This is a genomic window from Neobacillus pocheonensis, from assembly GCF_050477905.1.
GTDB lineage: Bacteria > Bacillota > Bacilli > Bacillales > Cytobacillaceae > Neobacillus > Neobacillus pocheonensis_A.
This window is the reverse complement of record NZ_JBCNAD010000007.1, coordinates 88,183-109,363: the sequence shown is the minus strand read 5'-3', so window position 1 is coordinate 109,363 and position 21,181 is coordinate 88,183. Positions and strand designations below refer to the sequence as shown.

Below are 21,181 nucleotides of genomic sequence, written 5' to 3'. Positions count from 1 at the left end.
ACCACCCTAACTTTCCAAACGTACATATAATTTTAGTCTATGCAAAAAAATAATATGGGCTACTTTTGATTCCCTTCAACAAGCTGTTCCATTACCTTATAAAGCCTGTTTGCAGAGTCTGGAACACCCAGTTTTTTGGCCTTTACTTTCATTTCGTTCAGATTTTCATTATTTAAAAGAATTCGATCAATATGTCCAATTAAACTTTTGTTAGTTAATTCTTTTTCTAATAAAAGTTTTGCTGCCCCATGATCACTTAAGGAGCGGGCATTTTTTTCTTGATGATTATTAGTCACGTAAGGACTTGGGATTAATATACTTGGAATCCCAAGCGAGGTAATCTCAGCTAATGACGTTGCACCAGCCCTTGAAACAACTAAATCAATACCTGCCAATACTTCCGGCATATTATGAATAAATGGCTTTATCACAACATTTTTGGGATTCCCCACCAGCTCTACTTCCTTTTTAACATCATCAAAATGCACATCCCCAGTAACATAGAGAATCTGGTAAGGTTTTTCACCAAATTCCGCTAATGCCTTAACGACAGCTTCATTGATAGGTCGTGCCCCCCGGCTGCCGCCAAAGATGAGGACAGCGGGCATTGTTGTACTTAACCCTGCTGATAGACGCCCTTTGATTCCATCCTTGCCAATCACCTCAGAAGCACGGGGATTTCCAGTAAACACAACTTTGTCTTTTGGAAAATATTCTTTAGCTTCTTCAAAACAAATCGCTATTTTGCTAACGTAACGGCTTAAGAATTTATTTGTCAATCCAGGAACACTATTTTGTTCGTGAATAATCGTAGGGATACGGAGCTTAGAAGCTGCGTAAACGACAGGTCCGCACACATATCCTCCAGTCCCAATTACTACGTCTGGATTAAACTCTTTTAAAATTTTTTTACTGTCCTGAACGCCTTTCAGAAATCGAAAAACAGTTTTCACATTTTCAAAGGAAAGTTTCCTTTTAAAGCCTGTAATATGGATGGATTTAAAGGCAATATTTTCTCTTGGGACAATTTTACTTTCTAAGCCATTGATTGTACCTATGTATAAAAACTCAGCTTGTTTGTTCTCTTTTTGAATTTCTCTAATGAGAGCGAGTGCAGGATAGATATGTCCGCCAGTTCCCCCGCCGCTTACTACTATTTTCATTTTTCCACCTCATTAACAATTTAAAACCTGAATGCATTCCTATCTTACTATAAAAAATGAATAAAAAAAGCAAATGATATGAGAATGTTATCTAAATGTAAAAATAAAAGCGCAAGCGCACGTCTAGCGACGTATGGCCTGGAGCACTCCAACTGAGATAAAGGAAACACGAAGAGCGACAGCGCATTCGTGCTTGACTTATCGTAGGGCGGAGAGCGAAGGACACTAGTCGCTGTGCGCTGGAGCTGGACAATATAAAAAACCCTGCGGGAACAGGGTATCCTTAATATCTTGAATAGCGGCTAATATTTAAGAGAACACCTATTGCCATTAGCATCAAGGTTAATGATGAACCGCCATAACTTAGGAACGGCAAGGTAATACCTGTTACCGGCATTAGACCCGTAACAACCCCGATATTAATCATAACTTGGATTGCCACCATTGCGATAATTCCAACCGCGAGAAAGCTTCCATATAAATCAGGTGCGCCTAAGGCGATGCGGATTCCCCTCCATAACAATAAAGCAAATAACAGCAAAATAAATGATCCGCCAATAAAGCCTAATTCTTCCGAAAGAATCGCAAATATAAAATCTGTTTGCGGCTCAGGAAGATAAAAAAACTTTTGCCTGCTTTCGCCAAGCCCTAATCCAAATAAACCGCCTGGCCCTATCGCATAAAGGGATTGAATGATTTGAAATCCACTGCCTAACGGGTCGGACCAAGGATCTAAAAAGGAAGTAATCCGTTTTATTCGATACGGAGCCGAGGCGATTAATCCAACAAACCCTGCCACACCCAAAAAGCCCAAGAAAGCAAAATGACTAACCCTGGCACCAGCAATAAAAATCATAACAACGCAAGTTCCAATCATCACCGTACCAGTTCCCAAATCAGGCTGCAGCATGATCATCGCAAATGCGACAAAAGCCAAACCTAATGATGGGACAAGTCCTTTTTTAAAGGAAGTAATCAGTTTTTGCCGTTCAGACAAATATTTAGCCAAAAAGGCAATCATCGCAAGCTTCATAAATTCTGATGGCTGGATGGAAAAAGCCCCCACTCCAATCCAGCTTCGCGATCCATTTCTGACATTTCCTACCCCAGGAATTAAAACTAAGACTAATAAAACGAAGCATACAATTAAAATGGTTTTCGCCCATGTTCTCCAGGTCCAATAGTTAATGTTCATAATGAAAAACATGGCAGCGATCCCTACTCCAGCAAACAAAGTCTGCCTTTTTGCAAAGAAAAATGAATCATTGAATTTATACTCTGCCCAAATAGCACTTGCGCTGTACACCATAATGAGCCCAATTGCCAGCAGCGTAAATGTAACAATCATTAGAATAAAATCAGGAGTAGTTCTCTTTGTCGGCACCACTAAACACCTCAACTGCAAGTTTTTGGGCTTAGTAGTGAGTGAAGTCTAGTAAGACAAGCCCTTATTTAAGCTTATGCACCGCATCGATAAAAATGTCTCCCCTGACTTCAAAAGTTTTATATTGATCCCAGCTGGCACAAGCAGGAGATAACAAGATGACATCTCCTGAATCAGATAAACCGAATGCTTCAGGCACAGCCATAGCAACATTATCGACATGCTTAATGACTTTTATTCCAGCCTCACGTCCAACACGCTCAAGCTTAGCTGCTGTTTGCCCAAAGGTAATTAATACTTTTACATTTTTAAGATAAGGCTTGAGTTCATCAAATTCATTGCCGCGGTCAAGTCCACCAGCTAACAATATGACTGGAGTCTCAAAGGCAGCAAGGGCATTGATAGTGGCTAAAATATTCGTTGCCTTTGAGTCGTTATAAAATTTTCTGCCATCCACTTCCGTAACATATTGCAAGCGGTGCCTTACACCTGTAAAGGTACGGAGTACTTCCCCAATTGCTTTATTCTCCACACCAGAAAGCTTTGCAGCGGCCATTGCCGATAAAATATTTTCTAGATTATGTTGGCCTGGCAAAGCAATTTGCTCAATCGGCATGACCTTTTCATCATTGAAGTAGATCCATCCGTCACGGATATAGGCACCTTCCGACAATTCTTTTTTGGTTGAAAAGGGGATTATTTTCGCTTTAGACTGCCGGGCAATTTCAAAGGTCTCTTCTTGATCGGCATTGAGAATTAGATACTCCAACTCTGTTTGGTTCTTCGTAATATTTGCCTTTGCCGCAATATATTCTTTTCTTGTCCCATGATAATCCAAATGGGCATCGTAAAGATTTGTGATGATCGCAATCTTCGGATTAAAGGTTTGAATTCCCATTAGCTGAAAAGAAGATAATTCGATTACGATTGTATTTTCCTTTGTTGCTTTTTGAGCAACTCCCGATGCGACTGTTCCAATATTGCCAGCTATTAATGGCTTCTTGCTGCCCTCATTTAACATCTCGTAAATAAGGGTTGTGGTGGTTGTTTTACCATTTGTGCCAGTAATTCCAATAAAAGGTGCTTCAGAGATTTCATAAGCAAGCTCAACTTCCGTAATCACCGGAATTCCCTTTTCAATTGCACCTTCAATCATCGGGTTATTATAAGGGATTCCTGGATTTTTTACGATTAGCTCAAAGCCTTCATCTAGCAACTCAACAGGATGGTCTCCGCAAATCACCTTAATTCCCTGCTCTAATAATCCTTGGGCTTCCGGATTTTCCGAAAGGGGTTTTTTATCATTCACTGTTACAAATGCGCCAAGCGTATGTAATAAAGCGGCAGCGGTAACCCCGCTCTTAGCCAATCCAAGAACTAGAATTTTTTTATGACGGTACTTTTCAATCTGCTTCACTTACAACCACACCTCTATATAGATTCCTAGTATTGCAAGTATTAATCCAACACTCCAAAAGGTAACGACAACTCTCCATTCTGACCAACCGACTAATTCATAATGATGGTGAAGAGGACTCATTCGGAAGATTCGTTTACCAGTTGTTTTAAAAGATGCAACTTGCAGAATAACTGATAATGTTTCAATGACAAAAACGCCGCCAATGATAATAAGTAATATTTCAAGCTTTGTCAGGATCGCAATCGTGGCTATCGCCCCACCAAGTGCAAGAGAACCGGTATCCCCCATGAAAACCTTTGCTGGATGGGCATTGAAAACGAGGAATCCTAACACTGCTCCAACAACTGCCACAGAAAAAATGGCAATCTCCATTTGTGATTGACTCCAAGCAAGTACGGCAAATGCTCCAAAAGCAATGGCTGCCGTTCCTGATACCAAGCCATCGAGTCCATCTGTCAGGTTAACAGCATTGGAAAATCCGACCAGCCAAAAAATAATAAAAAATATGAAAAACCATCCCAAATCGAAGGAGGTATCGGTAAATGGAATATTTATTTCAGTAGAAAAACCATTCTGTTTATAAACTAAATAAAAAATGACTGATATGATGATTTGACCTAAAAGCTTCTGTTTAGAAGTTAACCCTAAATTTCGTTTCAAGACCACTTTAATAAAATCATCTAAGAATCCAAGTAAGCCAAATCCAAGTGTTACTAAAAGAAGCAAATACGTCTTTACAGTTGGTTCTGAGAACTTTTCTGCCATCACAATTGTCGTGATCACAATTGAAAATAAAATCATAAGTCCGCCCATTGTTGGCGTTCCGGATTTTTTTTGATGTGATTTAGGTCCTTCTTCTCGAATGCTTTGTCCAAATTTCAACCTTCTCAAGAAGGGAATAAACACTGGAGAAAGCAAAACTGTTAAGAGAAAGCCCATTATAATTGTGAAAAAAATAACTTGCTGCAGCATATTACTCCCTCCCTTCTGAATCAGTTTCTTGTTCATGCGTTAGCATTTTAAGCATCACAGCAATATCATATGTTTCTTCGTTTTTATTAAGAAGTTTTTTATTTGTAAATTTAAAGTTCGTTTTCTCCATTGTCTTTTCTGTTTCTCCATTTTTTTTTTCAAGATAGAGTTTTAATAGCTTCTCTATCGCTTCATCCTTATTTGATGTAAAAAACACCGGAAAATGATTGGGGGTATAATGAGGCAGCTTCTTTTCACGATCCCAGATAGCTGCTATAGCTCCATTTGCTATCGCTTCCGAAAGTTCCCCCGCATCTGCGTCTATCGGCACAAACAAACCTCTCGGCTGAATGACGCTTGCTACATCTGTAACAGTATAAAATATCAGATTGTCTTGAATCCCCTGATGTTCTGAAAATAAACTGGCTATGTCATCTAAAGCTAGATACATACTTATCTCCCCTCAATGGCCTCACGTGCCACAAGCCGGTCATCAAAATCATAAACTTGACTGCCAATAATTTGATAGGTTTCATGTCCTTTACCGGCAATCAAAATCACATCCCCTGCTTTTGCCTGCTCAACAGCACTTTTAATAGCTTCTTTTCGATCAGGTATAACATGATAGCTGAATGATCCTTCTTGCACCCCAGCCTCCATATCCTTTAATATCTCTACCGGATCTTCACTCCTTGGATTATCCGATGTAAAAATTGGATTGGTTGCTAATTTACAAGCAATTTGAGCCATCAATGGACGTTTGGTTCGATCCCTGTCTCCACCACAGCCAACAACAACGAAAACCTTTTTCTTGGCAAAATGTTGAATGGTTTTTAATACATTTTCAAGACTGTCTGGGGTGTGCGCATAATCAACGATGACTGTAAAATCCTGTCCAGCATTTACAAGCTCAAACCTTCCTGAAACACCATCTACACTTTCAATAGAATTAATAATATCGGATAACGGGATTCCAGATACAATCGCAGCAGAAATACTTGCCAATACATTGTATACACTGAATTTCCCAATTAACTGCATTTTAATAGGGTAACTGCGCTCCGCTATAACGAGCTCAAACTGTGTACCGGCAGATGTCATTTGAATGTTAGTTGCCAGTATATCTGCCTTTTGATCAATTCCATATGTAATGACATGCGCCGCTGTCGATCTTTTAAACATATCAGATGCCGGATCATCTGCGTTTAATATCGCAAATTTGGGCTTTTCGATATTAAAGGTATTGCCTAACTGAGCAAACAATAGACCTTTGGAGCGTTGGTATTCTTCCATTGTTTTATGGTAATCAAGATGGTCCTGTGTCAGGTTTGAAAATACTGCCACATCATAATCACAACCATGCACTCTTCCCAAATCAAGAGCATGCGAAGAAACCTCCATCACGGCAACCTCGACACCTTCCTGCACCATTTGTTGAAAGGTTTTTTGCAGTGTTAAGCTTTCTGGAGTGGTATTCTTTGTTTCGATTTTCTTTTCAGCTATTTTTGTATACATTGTACCGATTAGGCCCGTTTTTTTATCCTTGTCAGCAAATATCTTTTCAATTAAATGACTAGTAGTTGTTTTTCCATTCGTTCCTGTAATGCCAATCAAATGTAGTTTTTTAGTTGGCTGCCCATAAAAAGCGTCAGCCAGCACTGCCATTGCTCTTGTTGTATCCTGAACAATGATGACTGGGACATCAAGCTGTAGCGGCCGTTCTGCAAGTATAGCCGCTGCTCCATTTTTTACAGCAGATTCTGCATAATCATGACCGTCCACTGTATAGCCTTTAATACAAATAAATAAGCTCCCGTTTTGCACCTTTCGATTATCATTTTCAATCGAAGTAATTTCTGGATCTTCTCCTTTAAAAGGAATTAATAGGTGCAAATTTTCAAGTAGCTTGTGTAACTTCATTGCTCTCAAATCCTCTCATAACCTTACATACAATTTTGTCAGACTAAAAAAAACGCTAATCTCCTGACAGAAGTTCCATCTTATTTTACATTAAAATATTTTATTTTGCTATTTAGTAATCAAACCTTAAAGAAAAATTAGGCGGCAGAAAATCTTCCGGCCGCCTTCATGTTTGTATTATCATAATTCTGTTATTCTTCCTTACCGAAATAAAGCCTAATTTTTGCTCCTTCTTTTACCTTGGTTCCCGGGGCTGGAGACTGCCTAACTACAACATCTCCTTCACCGCTGGCATCTATTCTTAAATTAATAAGCTGCTCCCCAAGCTCTAATTTTGATAATCCGACAAAGTCAGGCAGCTTAATTAAAGGCGTATCAGGCCATTTAATTTCTTTTTCAATTTGATCTTTACGAGGCGGAACATCTAAAGCACTTAATCCATCCTTCATAATATTGCCTACAATCGGTGCACTAACGGTTCCACCAAAAGCAGTCACACCTTTAGGATTATCCACTGCCACATATACAACAATTTGCGGGTCATCAGCAGGAGCAAAACCAATAAACGAAACGATAAAGTTATTTTCTAAATATCTCCCGTTTTGTGCTTTTTGGGCTGTCCCTGTTTTCCCACCGACACGATATCCCTCCACAAAGGCCCTGCCTCCAGTACCTTGTGCAACAACACTTTCAAGAGCATGGCGAATTTCTTTAGATGTTTTCTCTGAAATGACTCTTCGTTTTTCAACAGGTGAATTTCTCATCACCACTTCTTTTGTAAGGGGATCAATTAATTCCTTGGCGATAAAAGGCTTGTATAAAATTCCGCCATTAATGGCCGCTGAAACAGCTGTAACTTGTTGAATAGGTGTAACGGAGACTCCCTGTCCAAAAGCAGTGGTAGCCTGTTCAACAGGACCAACTCGATCTAAGTTAAATAAAATTCCCGTTCCCTCACCTTGCAAATCAATTCCTGTTTTCTGCCCAAAGCCAAAATCCTTCACGTATTGAAATAGCTTGTTTTTTCCAAGCCGCTCACCTAATTCTACAAACCCTGGGTTACAGGAGTTTTGGACCACCTCTAGAAAGGTTTGGCTTCCGTGACCGCCTCTTTTCCAGCATTTTAACCTTGCTCCTGCAATCTGAACCGAACCTGAATCATGAAAATGTTCTTTTTCTAAATTTACTTTACCCTCATTTAGGGCAGCAGCGAGCGTGATAATTTTAAATGTAGAACCGGGCTCATAGGTTGACCAAACAGGCAGGTTGCGGTTATACACCTCTTGCGAGACATTTCTGAAATTAGCGGGATCAAACGTTGGCCGGCTTGACATTCCTAAAATTTCACCATTATTGGGGTTCATTGCAATGGCAATTATTCCATCTGGATTATATTTAGCCTCGGCATTATCCAGTTCTCGCTCCATTATTTTTTGGATTTTTGAATCAATCGTCAGTTTTAAATCCAGGCCATTAACAGGGTGCTCATAATCATCAGCCATGCTATTCATTCGTTCACCTTTAGCATTCGCGTAAAATTTAACAGCCCCTCGTTCACCACTAAGCTCTTTATCATAGTATTGTTCTAATCCCATTAACCCTTGGTTGTCCACCCCTGTAAAACCTAAAACATGAGAAAGAAAGCTTCCATATGGGTAATAACGTTTAGAATCCTCACCAATATATACACCTTCAAGTCCTAATGCTCTGATTTCCTTTGCCTTTTCATGTGAGATCTTTCTGCCCTCTTTAATTCGAACAGACGAGGCTTTTTTCGTTATATCCCGATAGGCCTTTTCCTTTGACATATTTAACACCGAAGCAAGCTTTTCTGCTGTTGTTGCCGGATCTTTGATTTGTCTAGGTATCACATAAACGGTTGGTGCACTAATATTGGTTGCGAGCGCTACTCCATTTCGGTCAACAATTTGGCCCCGTTCGGGTTCAAAAGGAATATTTCTGCTCCACAATCCCTTTGCTCGGTCAGTCAACGTATCCCCTAGAAAAAATTGTACATAGCCAAGGCGAACATCAATAATTAAGAAGGTTAGAATTCCAATGAATAGTGCAATCATTAAGCGTTTACGAACAGTTACATTTGAAACACGCATAGTATGAACGATCCTCCTCTTAACTTATCGTTCAAATATATGCTTGTACTTATTTGAATAGACCGACGAATCAGGGTCACAACTAGTAAAAATCCCGCTTCATTCAGCGGGATTCTTCGTTAATCTTTAACTTTTTCTTCTGGTTTTTCCTCTTGTGTTCCTTTCACATCTTTCTTAGTGCCGGTCTCATTTTTCCATTGTTCTTCAGGAGTTTTTAAATCGACAATAAGGAAATCTCCCTTATTTAAAGGTGTCTTAGGTTTGATATTTTGCTGATTGACATAACCTTTGCCTTTAGAATTTAGTTTTAATCCGGAAATGTTAGCTATTTTCATGACATCTCTGAGAGACCAGCCTGTTAAATCTGGCGCAAGTAACTGACCGTCCGTTTGTAAAATGATTTTCTCACCCTCTAAAATGGAGGTCCCTGCCTCTGGCATCTGACCGATCACTTCATTTCCCTTTCCTAAGACAACGGTTTCTAAGCCCTGAGCCTTAAGCAATTTTACAGTTTCATCTACTGACTGTCCCTTTAGATTTGTTAGTTTATTGACTGTCGTTTTTTCTATTGTTGATGGCTGGATATTCAAATAATGCAAACTATTTTTCATAACCGGGTTAAAAATTGCTGATACAGGAAGTGCCCCTTGGCCGGTTCCATCAAGATCTGGTTGTTGAACAGCCACATAGACAATCAGCTTCGGGTCGTCTTTTGGTGCCATCCCGAGAAATGAGAACATATAATTGTCCGCGCCCTTTAAATATTTCCCATCAGGGCCTGGGATATTAGCAGTTCCTGTTTTCCCTGCAACACTATAGCCATCTATTTTATAACGAACACCTGTACCCTTCGGAGATGTTACAACTGTTTCGAGAATGTCACGAACCTTTTTTGCGGTTTCTGCCGAAATCGGTGTTCCAACTACTTCCGGAGATCCATCTTTGATTATTTCTCCCGTATTATGATCGACAACTTTTTCAACGACATGTGGCTTCATCATTTTCCCGCCATTTGCTATCGCTGTAGCGGCTTGAATTTGTTGAATCGGCGTGATGGCTGTGCCCTGTCCATAGGCTGTTGTGATCTTTTCAATTGGATAAGTAAATTGAATTTTCCCTGAAGTTTCATCCGGTAATTCAATACCCGTTGGTTTATCAAAGCCAAATTTGGTTAAATATTCTCTGAATCTTTCAAAACCCAATTTTTCCTTGGCAATTTTTGCAAAGGCAACATTTGATGAACGCTGGACACCTTCGAGGTATGAGATTGTTCCCCAACCTGATCCATTATGATCATGGATGGCCTTATCCTTATTGGTTACCTGATAAGAACCAGACTTATAGAGTTCATTTGGATTAAAAACATTTTCCTGGACAGCTGCAGCAAGTGTAAAAATTTTCATCGTCGATCCAGGCTCGAATGAGGTTTCGACAGCTTCATTATGCCATCCCTCATCAATTCCTTCTTTCGTTCTCGGATGGAAGGATGGACGTTGTCCCATTGCTAAAATCTCACCGGTCTTCGGGTCAGCAACAATAGCAATAATTTTTTTCGGTTTATAATCCTTTACCACTTTATTCATCGCATCTTCTAAAAAGGTTTGGATCTTTTGATCAATGGTTAAATAAATATCATTTCCATTCTGGGCGGCCTTGATTTTTTCATTGCCGTCAGGGAGTAAATATCCCCACAAATCACTTTCATAATTGATTTCACCATTCTTACCTGTTAAATCTTTGTTAAAAGCCTTTTCAATCCCCATTTTTCCTATTGATTTATAGGTTCCATCCTTCTGCTCGATACGATCCGCATAACCGACTAGATGTGAAGCAAAAACACCGTTAGGATAAAAGCGTTTCGAATCACGGGTAAAAGTAATCCCAGGAAGCTTTAAGGCTTCGATTTTTATCTTAGTTTCATGCGAAATATCTCTTCCTGCCCGTCCAAACTCCACTTGAAATCTTTTCTTTTTCATCCCATCGGTTAAGATCTTATAAATCTCGGATTCATCCATTTTAATGTACTTAGCAAGCTCTTTAGCTGTAAAACTCGGGTCCTTTACATGATGAGGTTCTTTAGGATTCGTTGTCATCCTCTTATCCAAAACAGCAATTAAGGTATAGGCTGCAGTATCTTCAGCCACAACCTCTCCGTTGCGATCAAAAATAGTTCCTCTTGAGGCTTGTAAGACTCCATTTCGGCTATATTTTTGCTCTGCTTTAGCCGCGAGGGCCTGCCCTCCAACTTCGCCAGTAATTTGAATGGTGAAATACCTGATAAGTAATACAAAAAAGAGCAGGCCGAATAATCCAAATAAGCAGGCTGCTCCTAAATTCATATATGGCTGTTTCTTGTTCATTTCTCCTGCACAACCTTGACGTCATTTTCATTTATTAATAGACCCATTTTCTTAGCCTTTTCAAAAATCCGTTCATATGAACTTAATTCACTGACTTGATCCTGTAAATCTCTGTTAACTTTTTGTTGTTCGTCTACCTTTGTCTGGACATTTTGAATATCCTTATTCACTTCATAAATTTTAGCTTGGTTTGAAATCAGGTGGACGGCACCGAAACACATCAATCCAGCAAAAGCTACCCCAATAATTTTTTCCCCTGGAGTAAGCCAGGATTTTTTAATTTTTACTTGGCTCCTGTCTTGGCTTTTTTGTTCTACTCGCTGCTGTTGCTCAAAATTCCTGGCAAGATTACTCATTCTTTCCCCTCCGGATTATTTTTTCTTATTTTTTATAGTTTTTCCGCAATTCTAAGTTTTGCAGAACGTGCACGATTGTTTTGTTCTAATTCTTCTTCGGATGGAATAGTCGGCTTACGGGTAATTAACTTTAAAATTGGCTTGTACTCTTCCGGAATAATTGGTAGGCCATGAGGTAAATCAGGGGTTTCACTTGCCTTTTTAAAGGCAGCCTTGCAAATCCTGTCCTCTAGGGAGTGAAAAGTAATCACACTTATTCGACCTTCTGGGTTTAACAATTCAATCGCTTGGTTTAGTGATTTCTCAAAAACAGCCAATTCATCATTAACAGCAATCCTCACTGCCTGAAAAACTCGTTTGGCAGGGTGTCCGCCTTTTCTTCTGGCAGGAGCAGGGATCGCTTCCTTAATCAGTTCAACTAACTCAGCCGTTGTTTCAATTGGTTTAACTAGTCTAGCCGCTTCTATTTTCCGCGCAATTTGCTTGGAGAATTTCTCCTCACCATAACGAAAAAAGATGCGGACTAAGTCTTCATAGGACCAATGATTAATCACATCGTAAGCTGAAATATCCGCTTCATTGTCCATCCTCATATCTAACGGGGCATCGTGATGGTAGCTAAAGCCTCTTTCTGGTGTATCCAGCTGTGGAGAGGACACTCCTAAGTCATAAAGAACTCCATCTACTTTTTCGATTCCTTGTTTTAACAGTTCTTCTTGTAAAAATAAGAAATTGCTTTTAATAATGGTTAGTTGATCCTTGTATTCGGTTAACCTCTCTTTAGCATTTGCTATTGCAGTCTCATCCTGGTCAAATGCAAACAGCCTGCCATATTCTCCAAGTCTTGAAAGAATAAGTGAGCTATGTCCGGCCCCACCCAATGTACAATCAACATAAATACCATTTGGCTTAATGTTTAGGCCATTAACGGCTTCCTCTAATAACACAGTTGTATGTTTAAACATATTCGTACCACCTTTTCCAATCAAACGATAATCTAGACAGAAAATATATTAATATAACTTATCCATTATATATCAAAGCCAATCATATTTTCTGCAATTTCCGCAAAAGATTCTTCTGACTCTGTAAAATAGTCTTCCCAAATCTGCTTGCTCCAAATTTCAATTCGATTGGAAACACCCAAAATCACACATTCTTTTTCCAGCTTTGCATATTGCAAAAGTGGTGCAGGGATATTGATTCTTCCTTGCTTGTCCAGTTCACTTTCTGTAGCACCTGAAAAGAAGAATCTAGTAAAAGCACGGGCATCTTTTTTGGTCAGAGGTAAGCCTTTTAGCTTTTCTTCTATCAGCTCCCACTCTGATAATGGGTAACCAAACAAACATTGATCCAAACCTCTTGTGATGATAAACATTTCACCTAGTTCATCACGGAATTTGGAGGGCACAATCATACGGCCTTTATTATCAATGCTGTGATGGTATTCACCCATGAACATACCCATTACCCCCACTTTCTATTAAAAATGTACCACATTCCCCCACTTTCCACCACTTATTTTTTTACAATTCGTCTTTATATCATAAAAATCCTTTTAACACTGTGATTTTTTTTACAAAAAAGTCTCTGATAAACAATATTCTTGTATTTTTATGTACTGATGATTGGAGCGGAAGGCGCTCGACTCCTGCGGGAGTACGGGGCTGGGGAGACCCCACAGGCGCAAAGCGCCGAGGAGGCCCCCCGGCACGCCAGCGGGTTTGCTGAGCGCCTGGAGTGGAAATCAACAGCCTATCTAACAGAGCCACAAAAAAAAGAAAAACTCCACAATAAAGTGAAGTTTTTCATATTTTAATTACCTTATGTGTTCCATCAAATTCAAACGAGCATGTCATGATATCATTAATAAAGTTCAGTCCATATCGATTTAAATAATAAAAGATATTCCAAACTCTTTCTTGTGGGTAACCATCCGGCCTTATAGCAAAATCAACTCGAGTAAATTTATTAAGATTGACTTCATGCTTCAATTTAACCGCTTCATCCAATCTAGTTTGCATAAAACCTATTTCTTTCAGTAAATAACTTTCATTCTTCTTTAAAAGTGGCAAAAGGCCTCGATCCAACTCCAAGGTTTTCTCTTCTATTAGCCGATACTGACTTACTAGCTGTTCTTTTGCCTGTAAAAATAATTCGTCCATTTCTTTGTCTTTAATTGAGGATAAGAATTGTTCTCTCTCCTTAGCTGTACCACGCTTAAGAGCATCCTCGATATTTACATTTAACTCCATTAAATCCGTTTCAATGGAACGATCTAAAAAGGTAATATTTAACCTTGGGACAATAGGTGGCATTTTAATTTTAAAATACTCAAAAACAAGCTTCAATTCTGCCCAATAGGAAATTTCACCTGGCCCGGCAATGAACGCAAGTGTCGGAAAAAGCCATTCTTGCATAAGGGGTCTAGTCACCACATTATTGCTTAATGTTGCCGGATTCTCTTCCGCAAGCTCCACTAATTCCTCTCTTGAAAAAGAAACGCCACCACTTTTCCCCACAAACCGGTCATCAATACGATCATATTCCAATAAAATACGTTCATTCTTCTTTTGATCATAATAAAACAGATTAGCGTTTTGTTCGCCTGCATCAATGGTAATCGGGAACCCATTTTTCTCAATCTCTTTTTGCTGTTCGAGTAAGGAGAAAGTGATTGAGTCATGATGAACAATCTGATCTTTTAAGAATTCTTTCTGCAAACGGCGGAAATCTTTGTCGCCTGAATCGACGATTAATAGTCCAGAATCCTTAAACATCTCCATAATGATAAAAGCAAAGAAGTCGACAAATGTTGTAGATTTACTAATTTTTTCTTCGGCAAAAGCTAAAAGATGATTACTATGGTCTGTTTCTCCGAAATTTTCAATTAAATTTTTCACCCATGATAGACAAAGGTCCCGATTTAACTGGATATCCGACACCATCTTTTTTTGAAGAACTTTTTCAGGGTATACCCATTTATCTACTTTTTGCTTTACTGGAACAAACACATGGTTTACTTCTTGAAAATCATGGTCTTCACCGGCAATCCAAAAAACTGGAATAACCGGAACGCCAAGCTGCCTTTCCTTTTGCTCCGCCAATTTTATAATTGAAATCACTTTATGTATCGAATAAAGCGGTCCTGTAAGGATACCAGCTTGCTGGCCTCCAATTACAACTACGCTTTCACTTTGTCTTAGCTTCTCAATCGAACTTTTAACAGCTTTTGAAGATGGAAAACGCTCCATAAAGCTCTCAATATGTTCAGCAACCTCCAAGCGCGGGAATGTCCTGATTCTTAATTCAGCAACTCTTTTTTCGTCATCGCTTAAATCATTATATCGATAATGGAAAAAAGGCTGAATAGCAGCAGATTGTTCCAAATAATTAGAAGCAAAGCGATTGGTTGCTGGTAAAGAGAGATTTAAAATCTCCATTCATGTACTTCCTTTCTGATCACCCAAATTCATTCTTTTTCGAGTATACCACTACCCACCCTAATAAAAAAAAACATTTGCTCCAATATTTTAGGAGGAAAAGGTAAAAGTTACAGCACGATGTATTAAACCATAAAGGGTCAGGGTGATATAAATTATGATAAAGAAAATAAAATTAAAACGCCAAAAACCCTTTAATACCTTCTTGAGGACAATTTCTTCCTTCACTTTCCAATGTACAATGACAAAAACCATTGCAAAAACAATCATTATTAGTATTATTAACCAAAATAGTGATTTTCCCCAGATAGTAATGATTAAAAAATGCACGGAGAAGATGAAAAAAATGGTTGTATAATCTAACGCCCTATGTACGGATTTACGTGTATTTTTCGTAACCAGTTTAAATATGAACAGCGTAAACAAAAATCCGAAGAATGGCAAACTAATGAAAAACGTTAATACCGTCGAAATGATGCTACTCAAAATTATACTCCCCCTTGTTCCCGTTCTTTCCCTTTAATCAAAAAAAATAAATTTTCTATTTGAGGAGCACTTCTTTTTTGTCTTTTCGCTTCCTCCAATATATAGCCTAAGATAGCGTCAACTTCTGTAAGTCTTCCTGCTTCAATATCTTTTAGCATAGAGGAGCGATTCTCTGCAGTTGACCTGCAAATATTTAGGATTTGGTCAAAATAAAATTCTTTGTTTTCAATTTTTAATATGGAGCTAGCTTCGGAAAAAAGGTTTTTCAAAGCTTGAAAATAAAAATGATTTTGGACTAATTCTCCATTCTTCACTCGAAGAATCGCTGTTAATGGATTGATCACCACGTTTATCATTAATTTATTTACTAGCATCTCATAGTAATTCTCTTTCAAGATGATAGGAAAATCTTTAGGTGCGAAAGCTATAAATTGAATTAACGGTTGTGAATTTCCGTTAAATACCGCAACATTTGTAATACCTTCACCATTATGACTAACTGTATAGGGATTCTCTCTTAATGCCCCATGCTCAATGGAGCCCACATAAGTGTTATGTGCGCGAATATTATCTAGCAACTTTAAGTGGCCCATCCCATTCTGTAGGAATAATAGATTTTTAGGCATGGAAGCTAACTTATTATTGTGCATAATAATCTCTTTAAGTTGATATTGTTTTACGGTAATAATGGTAAAATCCTCTAAACCTCTCCACTCAGAAATTGGATAGGCTTTAACCACCGATATTGTGCGTTCAGATCCTTTTTGAACACAAATACCAAATTTATTTATTTCAAATGATTGTTCAGGTGTTCTAGTGTATATTTCAACATCAAAACGCTTACTTAAGTAGGCTGCAAATAATAATCCAATTGAGCCGGCCCCAATAATTCCAACTTTCATGCGAACCCCTCTTTTTTATCTTCTTTATCCAATTTTAGTATGATTTTATGATAAAATAAACCCTTTTCGATGATGATCGAAAAGGGTTTTAGATTTTTATACCGGATAAACGGGGTGCTTTCGTACACTAAAGTTTAATTCTTTTGTTTCGTAAAAAGCAAAGCGTTCAATAAGTGCATTTCTTAATTCTGCTGGTGCCACAATTTCATCGACAATCATCTCGGAAGCAAGCTTATATATGTCGATATGCTCTTTATATTCTTTTTGTTTTTCTTGAACGTAAGCGATTCTTTCTTTTGGATCAGTAATTTCATTTATCTTATTCGAATAAACAGCATTAACGGCTGCTTCAGGACCCATGACGGCAATTTGCGCTGTTGGCAGCGCAATACAACAATCCGGTTCAAAGGCAGGACCCGCCATAGCATATAATCCGGCACCATATGCTTTACGAACAATGACCGAAATTTTAGGAACAGTGGCTGAGCTCATGGCCGCAATTAATTTTGCACCATGGCGAATAATGCCTGCACGTTCAACCTTAGTTCCAATCATGAAACCTGGCACATCTGCTAGGAATAATAACGGAATATGGAAAGCATCGCAAAGTTGAATAAATTTTGCGGCTTTATCAGCGGAATCAACAAATAACACTCCGCCTTTTACTTTCGGCTGATTGGCAATAATTCCTACTGCTCTTCCGTCGATTCTTGCTAATCCCGTAATGAGTTCAGGCGCAAACAATTTTTTAATCTCGTAAAAGCTAGCATTATCAACTAGTCTATCAATACACTCGTACATATCGAATGGGGCATTTTGATTTTCCGGAATAATCGCTTCAAGTTCACGGCCTTCTTTTACAGCAATTCCATTCACCAATTTTGTTTTTTCTTTGAAGCTAGCCGGAAAATAACTGAGATATTTTTTAGCAGATTCAATTGCTTCTTCTTCACTGAAGGCAAGGACATCGCCACAACCGCTTACTGAACAGTGCATGCGGGCACCGCCCATTTCCTCAAGTGTTACCTTTTCACCGATAACTTTTTCTGCCATCCTAGGTGAGCCAAGGTACATGGAAGCATTTTGATCAACCATGATGACAATATCGCAAAAGGCTGGGATATAAGCTCCGCCAGCGGCTGAAGGTCCAAATAAAATACAAACTTGTGGAATCATCCCGGAAAGTTTCACTTGGTTATAAAAAATCCTTCCAGCCCCGCGGCGGTTCGGAAACATTTCTAATTGATCGGTAATTCGAGCCCCAGCAGAATCAACAAGATAGAGAAGTGGAACCTTTAATTTCTCTGCGACTTCTTGTATACGAATTATTTTTTCAACTGTACGTGCTCCCCATGATCCCGCTTTGATGGTAGAATCATTAGCCATAACACAAACCGTTTGGCCATTAATTTTACCCATCGCTGTTACAACACCATCAGCTGGGAGATCACCTGCTTTAAAATTGGCGAACTTACCATCTTCTTCATACTTTCCTTCATCAAACAATAACGCAAGGCGATCGCGTACAAAAAGCTTTTTCTGCTCTTTGGCTTTCTCATGATATTTTGGATGGCCGCCTGCTTCAATGAGTTTTCTATTCTCATTTAATAGATCTGTTAACGTATTCATTGATGCCATATCAGTTCCCCCTCATAACACTATTCTAGAACAAGTAAAACATCGCCTTCATTAACAAAGTCACCGATGTTTACCTTCAATTCCTGTACCGCCCCCGCTGTTTCACTTTCAATCGGGATTTCCATTTTCATCGATTCGAGCATTAATACTTCCTGGCCTGCGTTTACTTGATCCCCTGCTGCCACAAAAATATTTAATACTGTACCTGCCATTGATGCTGTGATTTCTTTCATTCTATAACACTCCTTATTTGACTAATTTTTTGGATAAAAAGCTGGTTGTATATACCCCATTTTGAAAATCGTTATTTGTTAGAATATTCAAGAATAACGGGGCATTTGTTTTAATCCCTTCAATTTGTACATTTCTAAAAAAGGTTTCCGCAGATGCTAATGCTGCTTGACGGGTATCTCCATGGAAAATACATTTTGCAATCATTGGATCGTAAAATGGGGTTACTGAACCACCTTCTTCGTACCCTGCATCAATTCTCACGCTTTCCGTTTGATTCCAATTTAATGTAGTAATTTTTCCAGGTGAAGGTAAAAAGCGAACAGGGTCTTCAGCATACAAACGGAATTCAATTGCATTTCCTGACGAGTTAATTTCCGCTTGTAATAATGGTATCGTCTCACCTCTAGCGATAAGAATTTGCCATTTAACCAAATCAAGTCCTGTGATCATTTCGGTAACCGGATGCTCTACCTGCAGTCGTGTATTCATTTCGAGAAAGTAGAAGTTCTCCTTCTCATCAACAATAAATTCAATTGTTCCTGCATTGACATAGTCCACGGCCCGGGCAGCTTTTAGAGCTGTTTCGAACATTTTTTGGCGAACCTCTTCTGAAAGGAAGGGAGAAGGTGATTCCTCTACAACCTTTTGGTGCCTTCTTTGGATGGAACAGTCTCTTTCAAAAAGATGAACAATGTTACCTGCATCGTCTCCAAACACCTGCACCTCGACATGTCGGCTCTCTGCAATATATTTTTCTATAAAAACTTCATCAGAACCGAAATAGGCCAAGGCTCTTGATTTTGTCGAATCATATGACTTAATGAGCGCTTGCTCATTTTCACAAAGCACCATGCCAATTCCACCGCCGCCACTGCTTGCCTTAAGCATAACAGGATAGCCGATTTCTTCAGCCAGTTTACTTGCCTCTTCAATCGACTTTAAGCCAAAGCCACTCCCTGGTACGACAGGAACTCCTGCCTTTTCCATCGTTTGACGGGAAACAATTTTATCCCCCATTAATTCAATCGTCTTTGGCTTCGGACCAATAAAAATTATACCTTCATTAATAGCTTGTTCTGCAAACCTGGCATTTTCAGACAAAAAGCCATACCCTGGATGGATTGCGTCTACTTTTTCACTTCTGGCGATTTCTAATATTTTATCTGCCTGTAAGTAGGATTTGTTTACTGGTGGTTCTCCAACCCATACCGCTTTGGTAGCCGCTTTTACAAATGGCATATCCTTATCAGCCTCTGAATAGATCGCGATTGTTTCAATTCCCATCTCATGGCATGTTTTTATAATTCGTAGAGCAATTTCTCCCCTATTGGCAATTAAAATTTTTTGCACTTTATTTCCCCTTTCATACCCCTTTTCTTCCTCCAAATAATATGTTTCTACATCTTTCTCCGAATTTCCTGCAAATTTTGAAAACGGTTTCTAAAGTTTCTTAGAAGAAATTTTTTGTTTTTTGTTATATAATGATATTAATTCATTTTGAAAAATGCAAAAATTATTACCCTTCATAATTATTCACGATAAAATGAATATATACAAATAGAAGGTTATCATTATTAGGAGGTTTGACAATGAGAGCAAAAGTGGAAAAATTAAAAGTTAATTTTAAAACGCTTGAAGAATTTAAAAAGTTTAAGGAATATGGGATACAAGAATTATCGATGCTTGAAGATCTTGAAGCCAATATGGTTGATAATGATAGTGACTCACCCTTTTACGGTGTATATTTTGGAGACAAACTAGTAGCGCGTATGAGCTTATATCAAATTGATGCAAAATTTGACCGCTATTTTTATCCACCGCAGAATTATTTAGAATTATGGAAGCTAGAGGTACTACCTGAATATCAAAGTAAGGGTTATGGAAAACTACTTGTTGAGTTTGCCAAAAGCTTTGGGCTGCCAATAAAGACAAATCCAAGGGTGAAATCAAGCGGATTTTGGGAAAAAATGAACTTCAAAAATGTAGAATATGATATGGAGCGTGACCGAGGGGAAAATCCATTAGTATGGTATCCTGAGGGTGTCGAAGCACAACTTTAAAAAAAGCGGACTGGTGAAGTCCGCTTTTCTACTTTTCTATCCTTTCGAGATTACCGTTTTTGTCCATTTGAAATTTTACTTTTTGCTGACGGTCTTCATCTTGTAATACGACCATTTTACGAGCTCTTTCCATAATTTCAATTAACGAACGGTAATCTTCTTCAATAGCTTTCAAGTTTTTTGTCAGTCTTTCATTCTCCGCAGCCAAATAGTAAGTTTTCTTCTCCAACTCTTTGATCTTTTCGATAGATTTATTTCTATCCTCTGCAATGGCGGACGAATCCTCCACTTTTTTATGGAGACTTTCTAAATAATGAAGGACGGCAGGAAAGGTAAGAGTACCAACTTGGTCGCTGGTAGACGGTGATGATCCCATTTCCACTTCAATTTGTTCTTGAATTGGTTCCCCTTCACTTTCGACTGCTTGTTTTTTTAACTCTTTTCTCTGTTTCTTAGCAAGCTCAATTCCTGATTTATATTGCTTTCTTACAAACGAGTTCCAACGGAAGCCACATGCTGCTGAGGTCCTTGTCAGCTGTTTTCCAACTTCTTCAAATGCTTGCAGCTGTGTACCTCCTTCGCGGATATGTCTTAACACTACTTCTGCGAGTAACAAATCCTCGTCCTGAGACCACGCATCTTGTCGAGTTGGTGACATCAGAATATCCCTCCTAGTGTTTTTATAATACATATGCATCTACTAGAAAAGATAGACTTAACATGCGTGCTGAT

19 protein-coding genes are annotated in these 21,181 nt (G+C 38.7%); 1 reads left to right on the top strand and 18 read right to left on the bottom strand.

The annotated features are described in order from the left end of the window. Nucleotides 1-59: 59 nt before the first annotated feature. The 17 genes from murG to ABES02_RS03325 form a co-directional block, all read right to left on the bottom strand. Nucleotides 60-1,163, bottom strand: a complete 1,104-nt coding sequence (gene murG, locus ABES02_RS03405; RefSeq protein ID WP_430130768.1) for an undecaprenyldiphospho-muramoylpentapeptide beta-N-acetylglucosaminyltransferase — start codon at nt 1,161-1,163, stop codon at nt 60-62. A 283-nt stretch (nt 1,164-1,446) separates the two neighbouring features. Continuing rightward, nucleotides 1,447-2,511 (bottom strand): stage V sporulation protein E, encoded by a 1,065-nt coding sequence (gene spoVE / locus ABES02_RS03400; RefSeq protein WP_430131305.1) that lies wholly within the window; start codon nt 2,509-2,511, stop codon nt 1,447-1,449. Between the two features lie 100 nt (nt 2,512-2,611). Further along, nucleotides 2,612-3,964, bottom strand: coding sequence for a UDP-N-acetylmuramoyl-L-alanine--D-glutamate ligase (gene murD, locus ABES02_RS03395; RefSeq protein WP_430130765.1), 1,353 nt, complete (start codon nt 3,962-3,964; stop codon nt 2,612-2,614). Next, entirely contained in the window at nt 3,965-4,939 is a 975-nt protein-coding gene (gene mraY / locus ABES02_RS03390; protein ID WP_430130762.1) for a phospho-N-acetylmuramoyl-pentapeptide-transferase, read from the bottom strand. A gap of 1 nt (nt 4,940) precedes the next feature. Further along, nucleotides 4,941-5,390, bottom strand: coding sequence for a hypothetical protein (locus ABES02_RS03385; protein WP_430130759.1), 450 nt, complete (start codon nt 5,388-5,390; stop codon nt 4,941-4,943). Between the two features lie 2 nt (nt 5,391-5,392). Next, nucleotides 5,393-6,859: a UDP-N-acetylmuramoyl-L-alanyl-D-glutamate--2,6-diaminopimelate ligase gene (locus tag ABES02_RS03380; RefSeq protein WP_430130756.1), complete on the bottom strand. Its 1,467-nt coding sequence runs from the start codon at nt 6,857-6,859 to the stop codon at nt 5,393-5,395. Between the two features lie 191 nt (nt 6,860-7,050). Continuing rightward, the gene (locus tag ABES02_RS03375; RefSeq protein WP_430130753.1) at nt 7,051-8,970 is read right to left on the bottom strand and encodes a stage V sporulation protein D; all 1,920 of its coding nucleotides are present in this window, start codon (nt 8,968-8,970) and stop codon (nt 7,051-7,053) included. 119 nt (nt 8,971-9,089) lie between these two features. Further along, on the bottom strand, nt 9,090-11,330 hold the full coding sequence (locus ABES02_RS03370) for a penicillin-binding protein (protein ID WP_430130750.1): 2,241 nt from the start codon (nt 11,328-11,330) through the stop codon (nt 9,090-9,092). Further along, entirely contained in the window at nt 11,327-11,686 is a 360-nt protein-coding gene (gene ftsL, locus ABES02_RS03365) for a cell division protein FtsL (RefSeq protein ID WP_430130747.1), read from the bottom strand. The genes ABES02_RS03370 and ftsL overlap by 4 nt, the downstream gene beginning before the upstream one ends. A 32-nt stretch (nt 11,687-11,718) precedes the next feature. Next, nucleotides 11,719-12,651, bottom strand: coding sequence for a 16S rRNA (cytosine(1402)-N(4))-methyltransferase RsmH (gene rsmH / locus ABES02_RS03360; RefSeq protein WP_430130744.1), 933 nt, complete (start codon nt 12,649-12,651; stop codon nt 11,719-11,721). A 65-nt stretch (nt 12,652-12,716) separates the two neighbouring features. Then, entirely contained in the window at nt 12,717-13,148 is a 432-nt protein-coding gene (gene mraZ / locus ABES02_RS03355) for a division/cell wall cluster transcriptional repressor MraZ (protein WP_430130741.1), read from the bottom strand. Between the two features lie 346 nt (nt 13,149-13,494). After that, the gene (gene bshC, locus ABES02_RS03350; protein WP_430130738.1) at nt 13,495-15,129 is read right to left on the bottom strand and encodes a bacillithiol biosynthesis cysteine-adding enzyme BshC; all 1,635 of its coding nucleotides are present in this window, start codon (nt 15,127-15,129) and stop codon (nt 13,495-13,497) included. Nucleotides 15,130-15,219: 90 nt separating this feature from the next. Beyond that, nucleotides 15,220-15,615, bottom strand: a complete 396-nt coding sequence (locus tag ABES02_RS03345; protein WP_430130736.1) for a DUF3397 domain-containing protein — start codon at nt 15,613-15,615, stop codon at nt 15,220-15,222. Nucleotides 15,616-15,617: 2 nt separating this feature from the next. Beyond that, nucleotides 15,618-16,517, bottom strand: a complete 900-nt coding sequence (locus ABES02_RS03340; RefSeq protein ID WP_430130733.1) for a 2-dehydropantoate 2-reductase — start codon at nt 16,515-16,517, stop codon at nt 15,618-15,620. Nucleotides 16,518-16,613: 96 nt separating this feature from the next. Continuing rightward, on the bottom strand, nt 16,614-18,155 hold the full coding sequence (locus tag ABES02_RS03335; protein ID WP_430130730.1) for an acyl-CoA carboxylase subunit beta: 1,542 nt from the start codon (nt 18,153-18,155) through the stop codon (nt 16,614-16,616). 20 nt (nt 18,156-18,175) lie between these two features. Further along, nucleotides 18,176-18,388 (bottom strand): acetyl-CoA carboxylase biotin carboxyl carrier protein subunit, encoded by a 213-nt coding sequence (locus tag ABES02_RS03330; protein WP_430130727.1) that lies wholly within the window; start codon nt 18,386-18,388, stop codon nt 18,176-18,178. Between the two features lie 13 nt (nt 18,389-18,401). Beyond that, nucleotides 18,402-19,739: an acetyl-CoA carboxylase biotin carboxylase subunit gene (locus ABES02_RS03325; RefSeq protein ID WP_430130724.1), complete on the bottom strand. Its 1,338-nt coding sequence runs from the start codon at nt 19,737-19,739 to the stop codon at nt 18,402-18,404. Between the two features lie 239 nt (nt 19,740-19,978). On the opposite strand from ABES02_RS03325, the gene ABES02_RS03320 reads away from it, so the two are divergent. Next, nucleotides 19,979-20,449, top strand: a complete 471-nt coding sequence (locus tag ABES02_RS03320) for an N-acetyltransferase (RefSeq protein ID WP_430130721.1) — start codon at nt 19,979-19,981, stop codon at nt 20,447-20,449. 28 nt (nt 20,450-20,477) lie between these two features. Here the strand turns inward: ABES02_RS03320 and ABES02_RS03315 are convergent, their stop codons facing one another. After that, nucleotides 20,478-21,107 carry an RsfA family transcriptional regulator gene (locus tag ABES02_RS03315; RefSeq protein ID WP_430130718.1) on the bottom strand — a complete coding sequence of 210 codons (630 nt, stop codon included), beginning with the start codon at nt 21,105-21,107 and terminating at the stop codon, nt 20,478-20,480. Nucleotides 21,108-21,181: the final 74 nt, after the last annotated feature.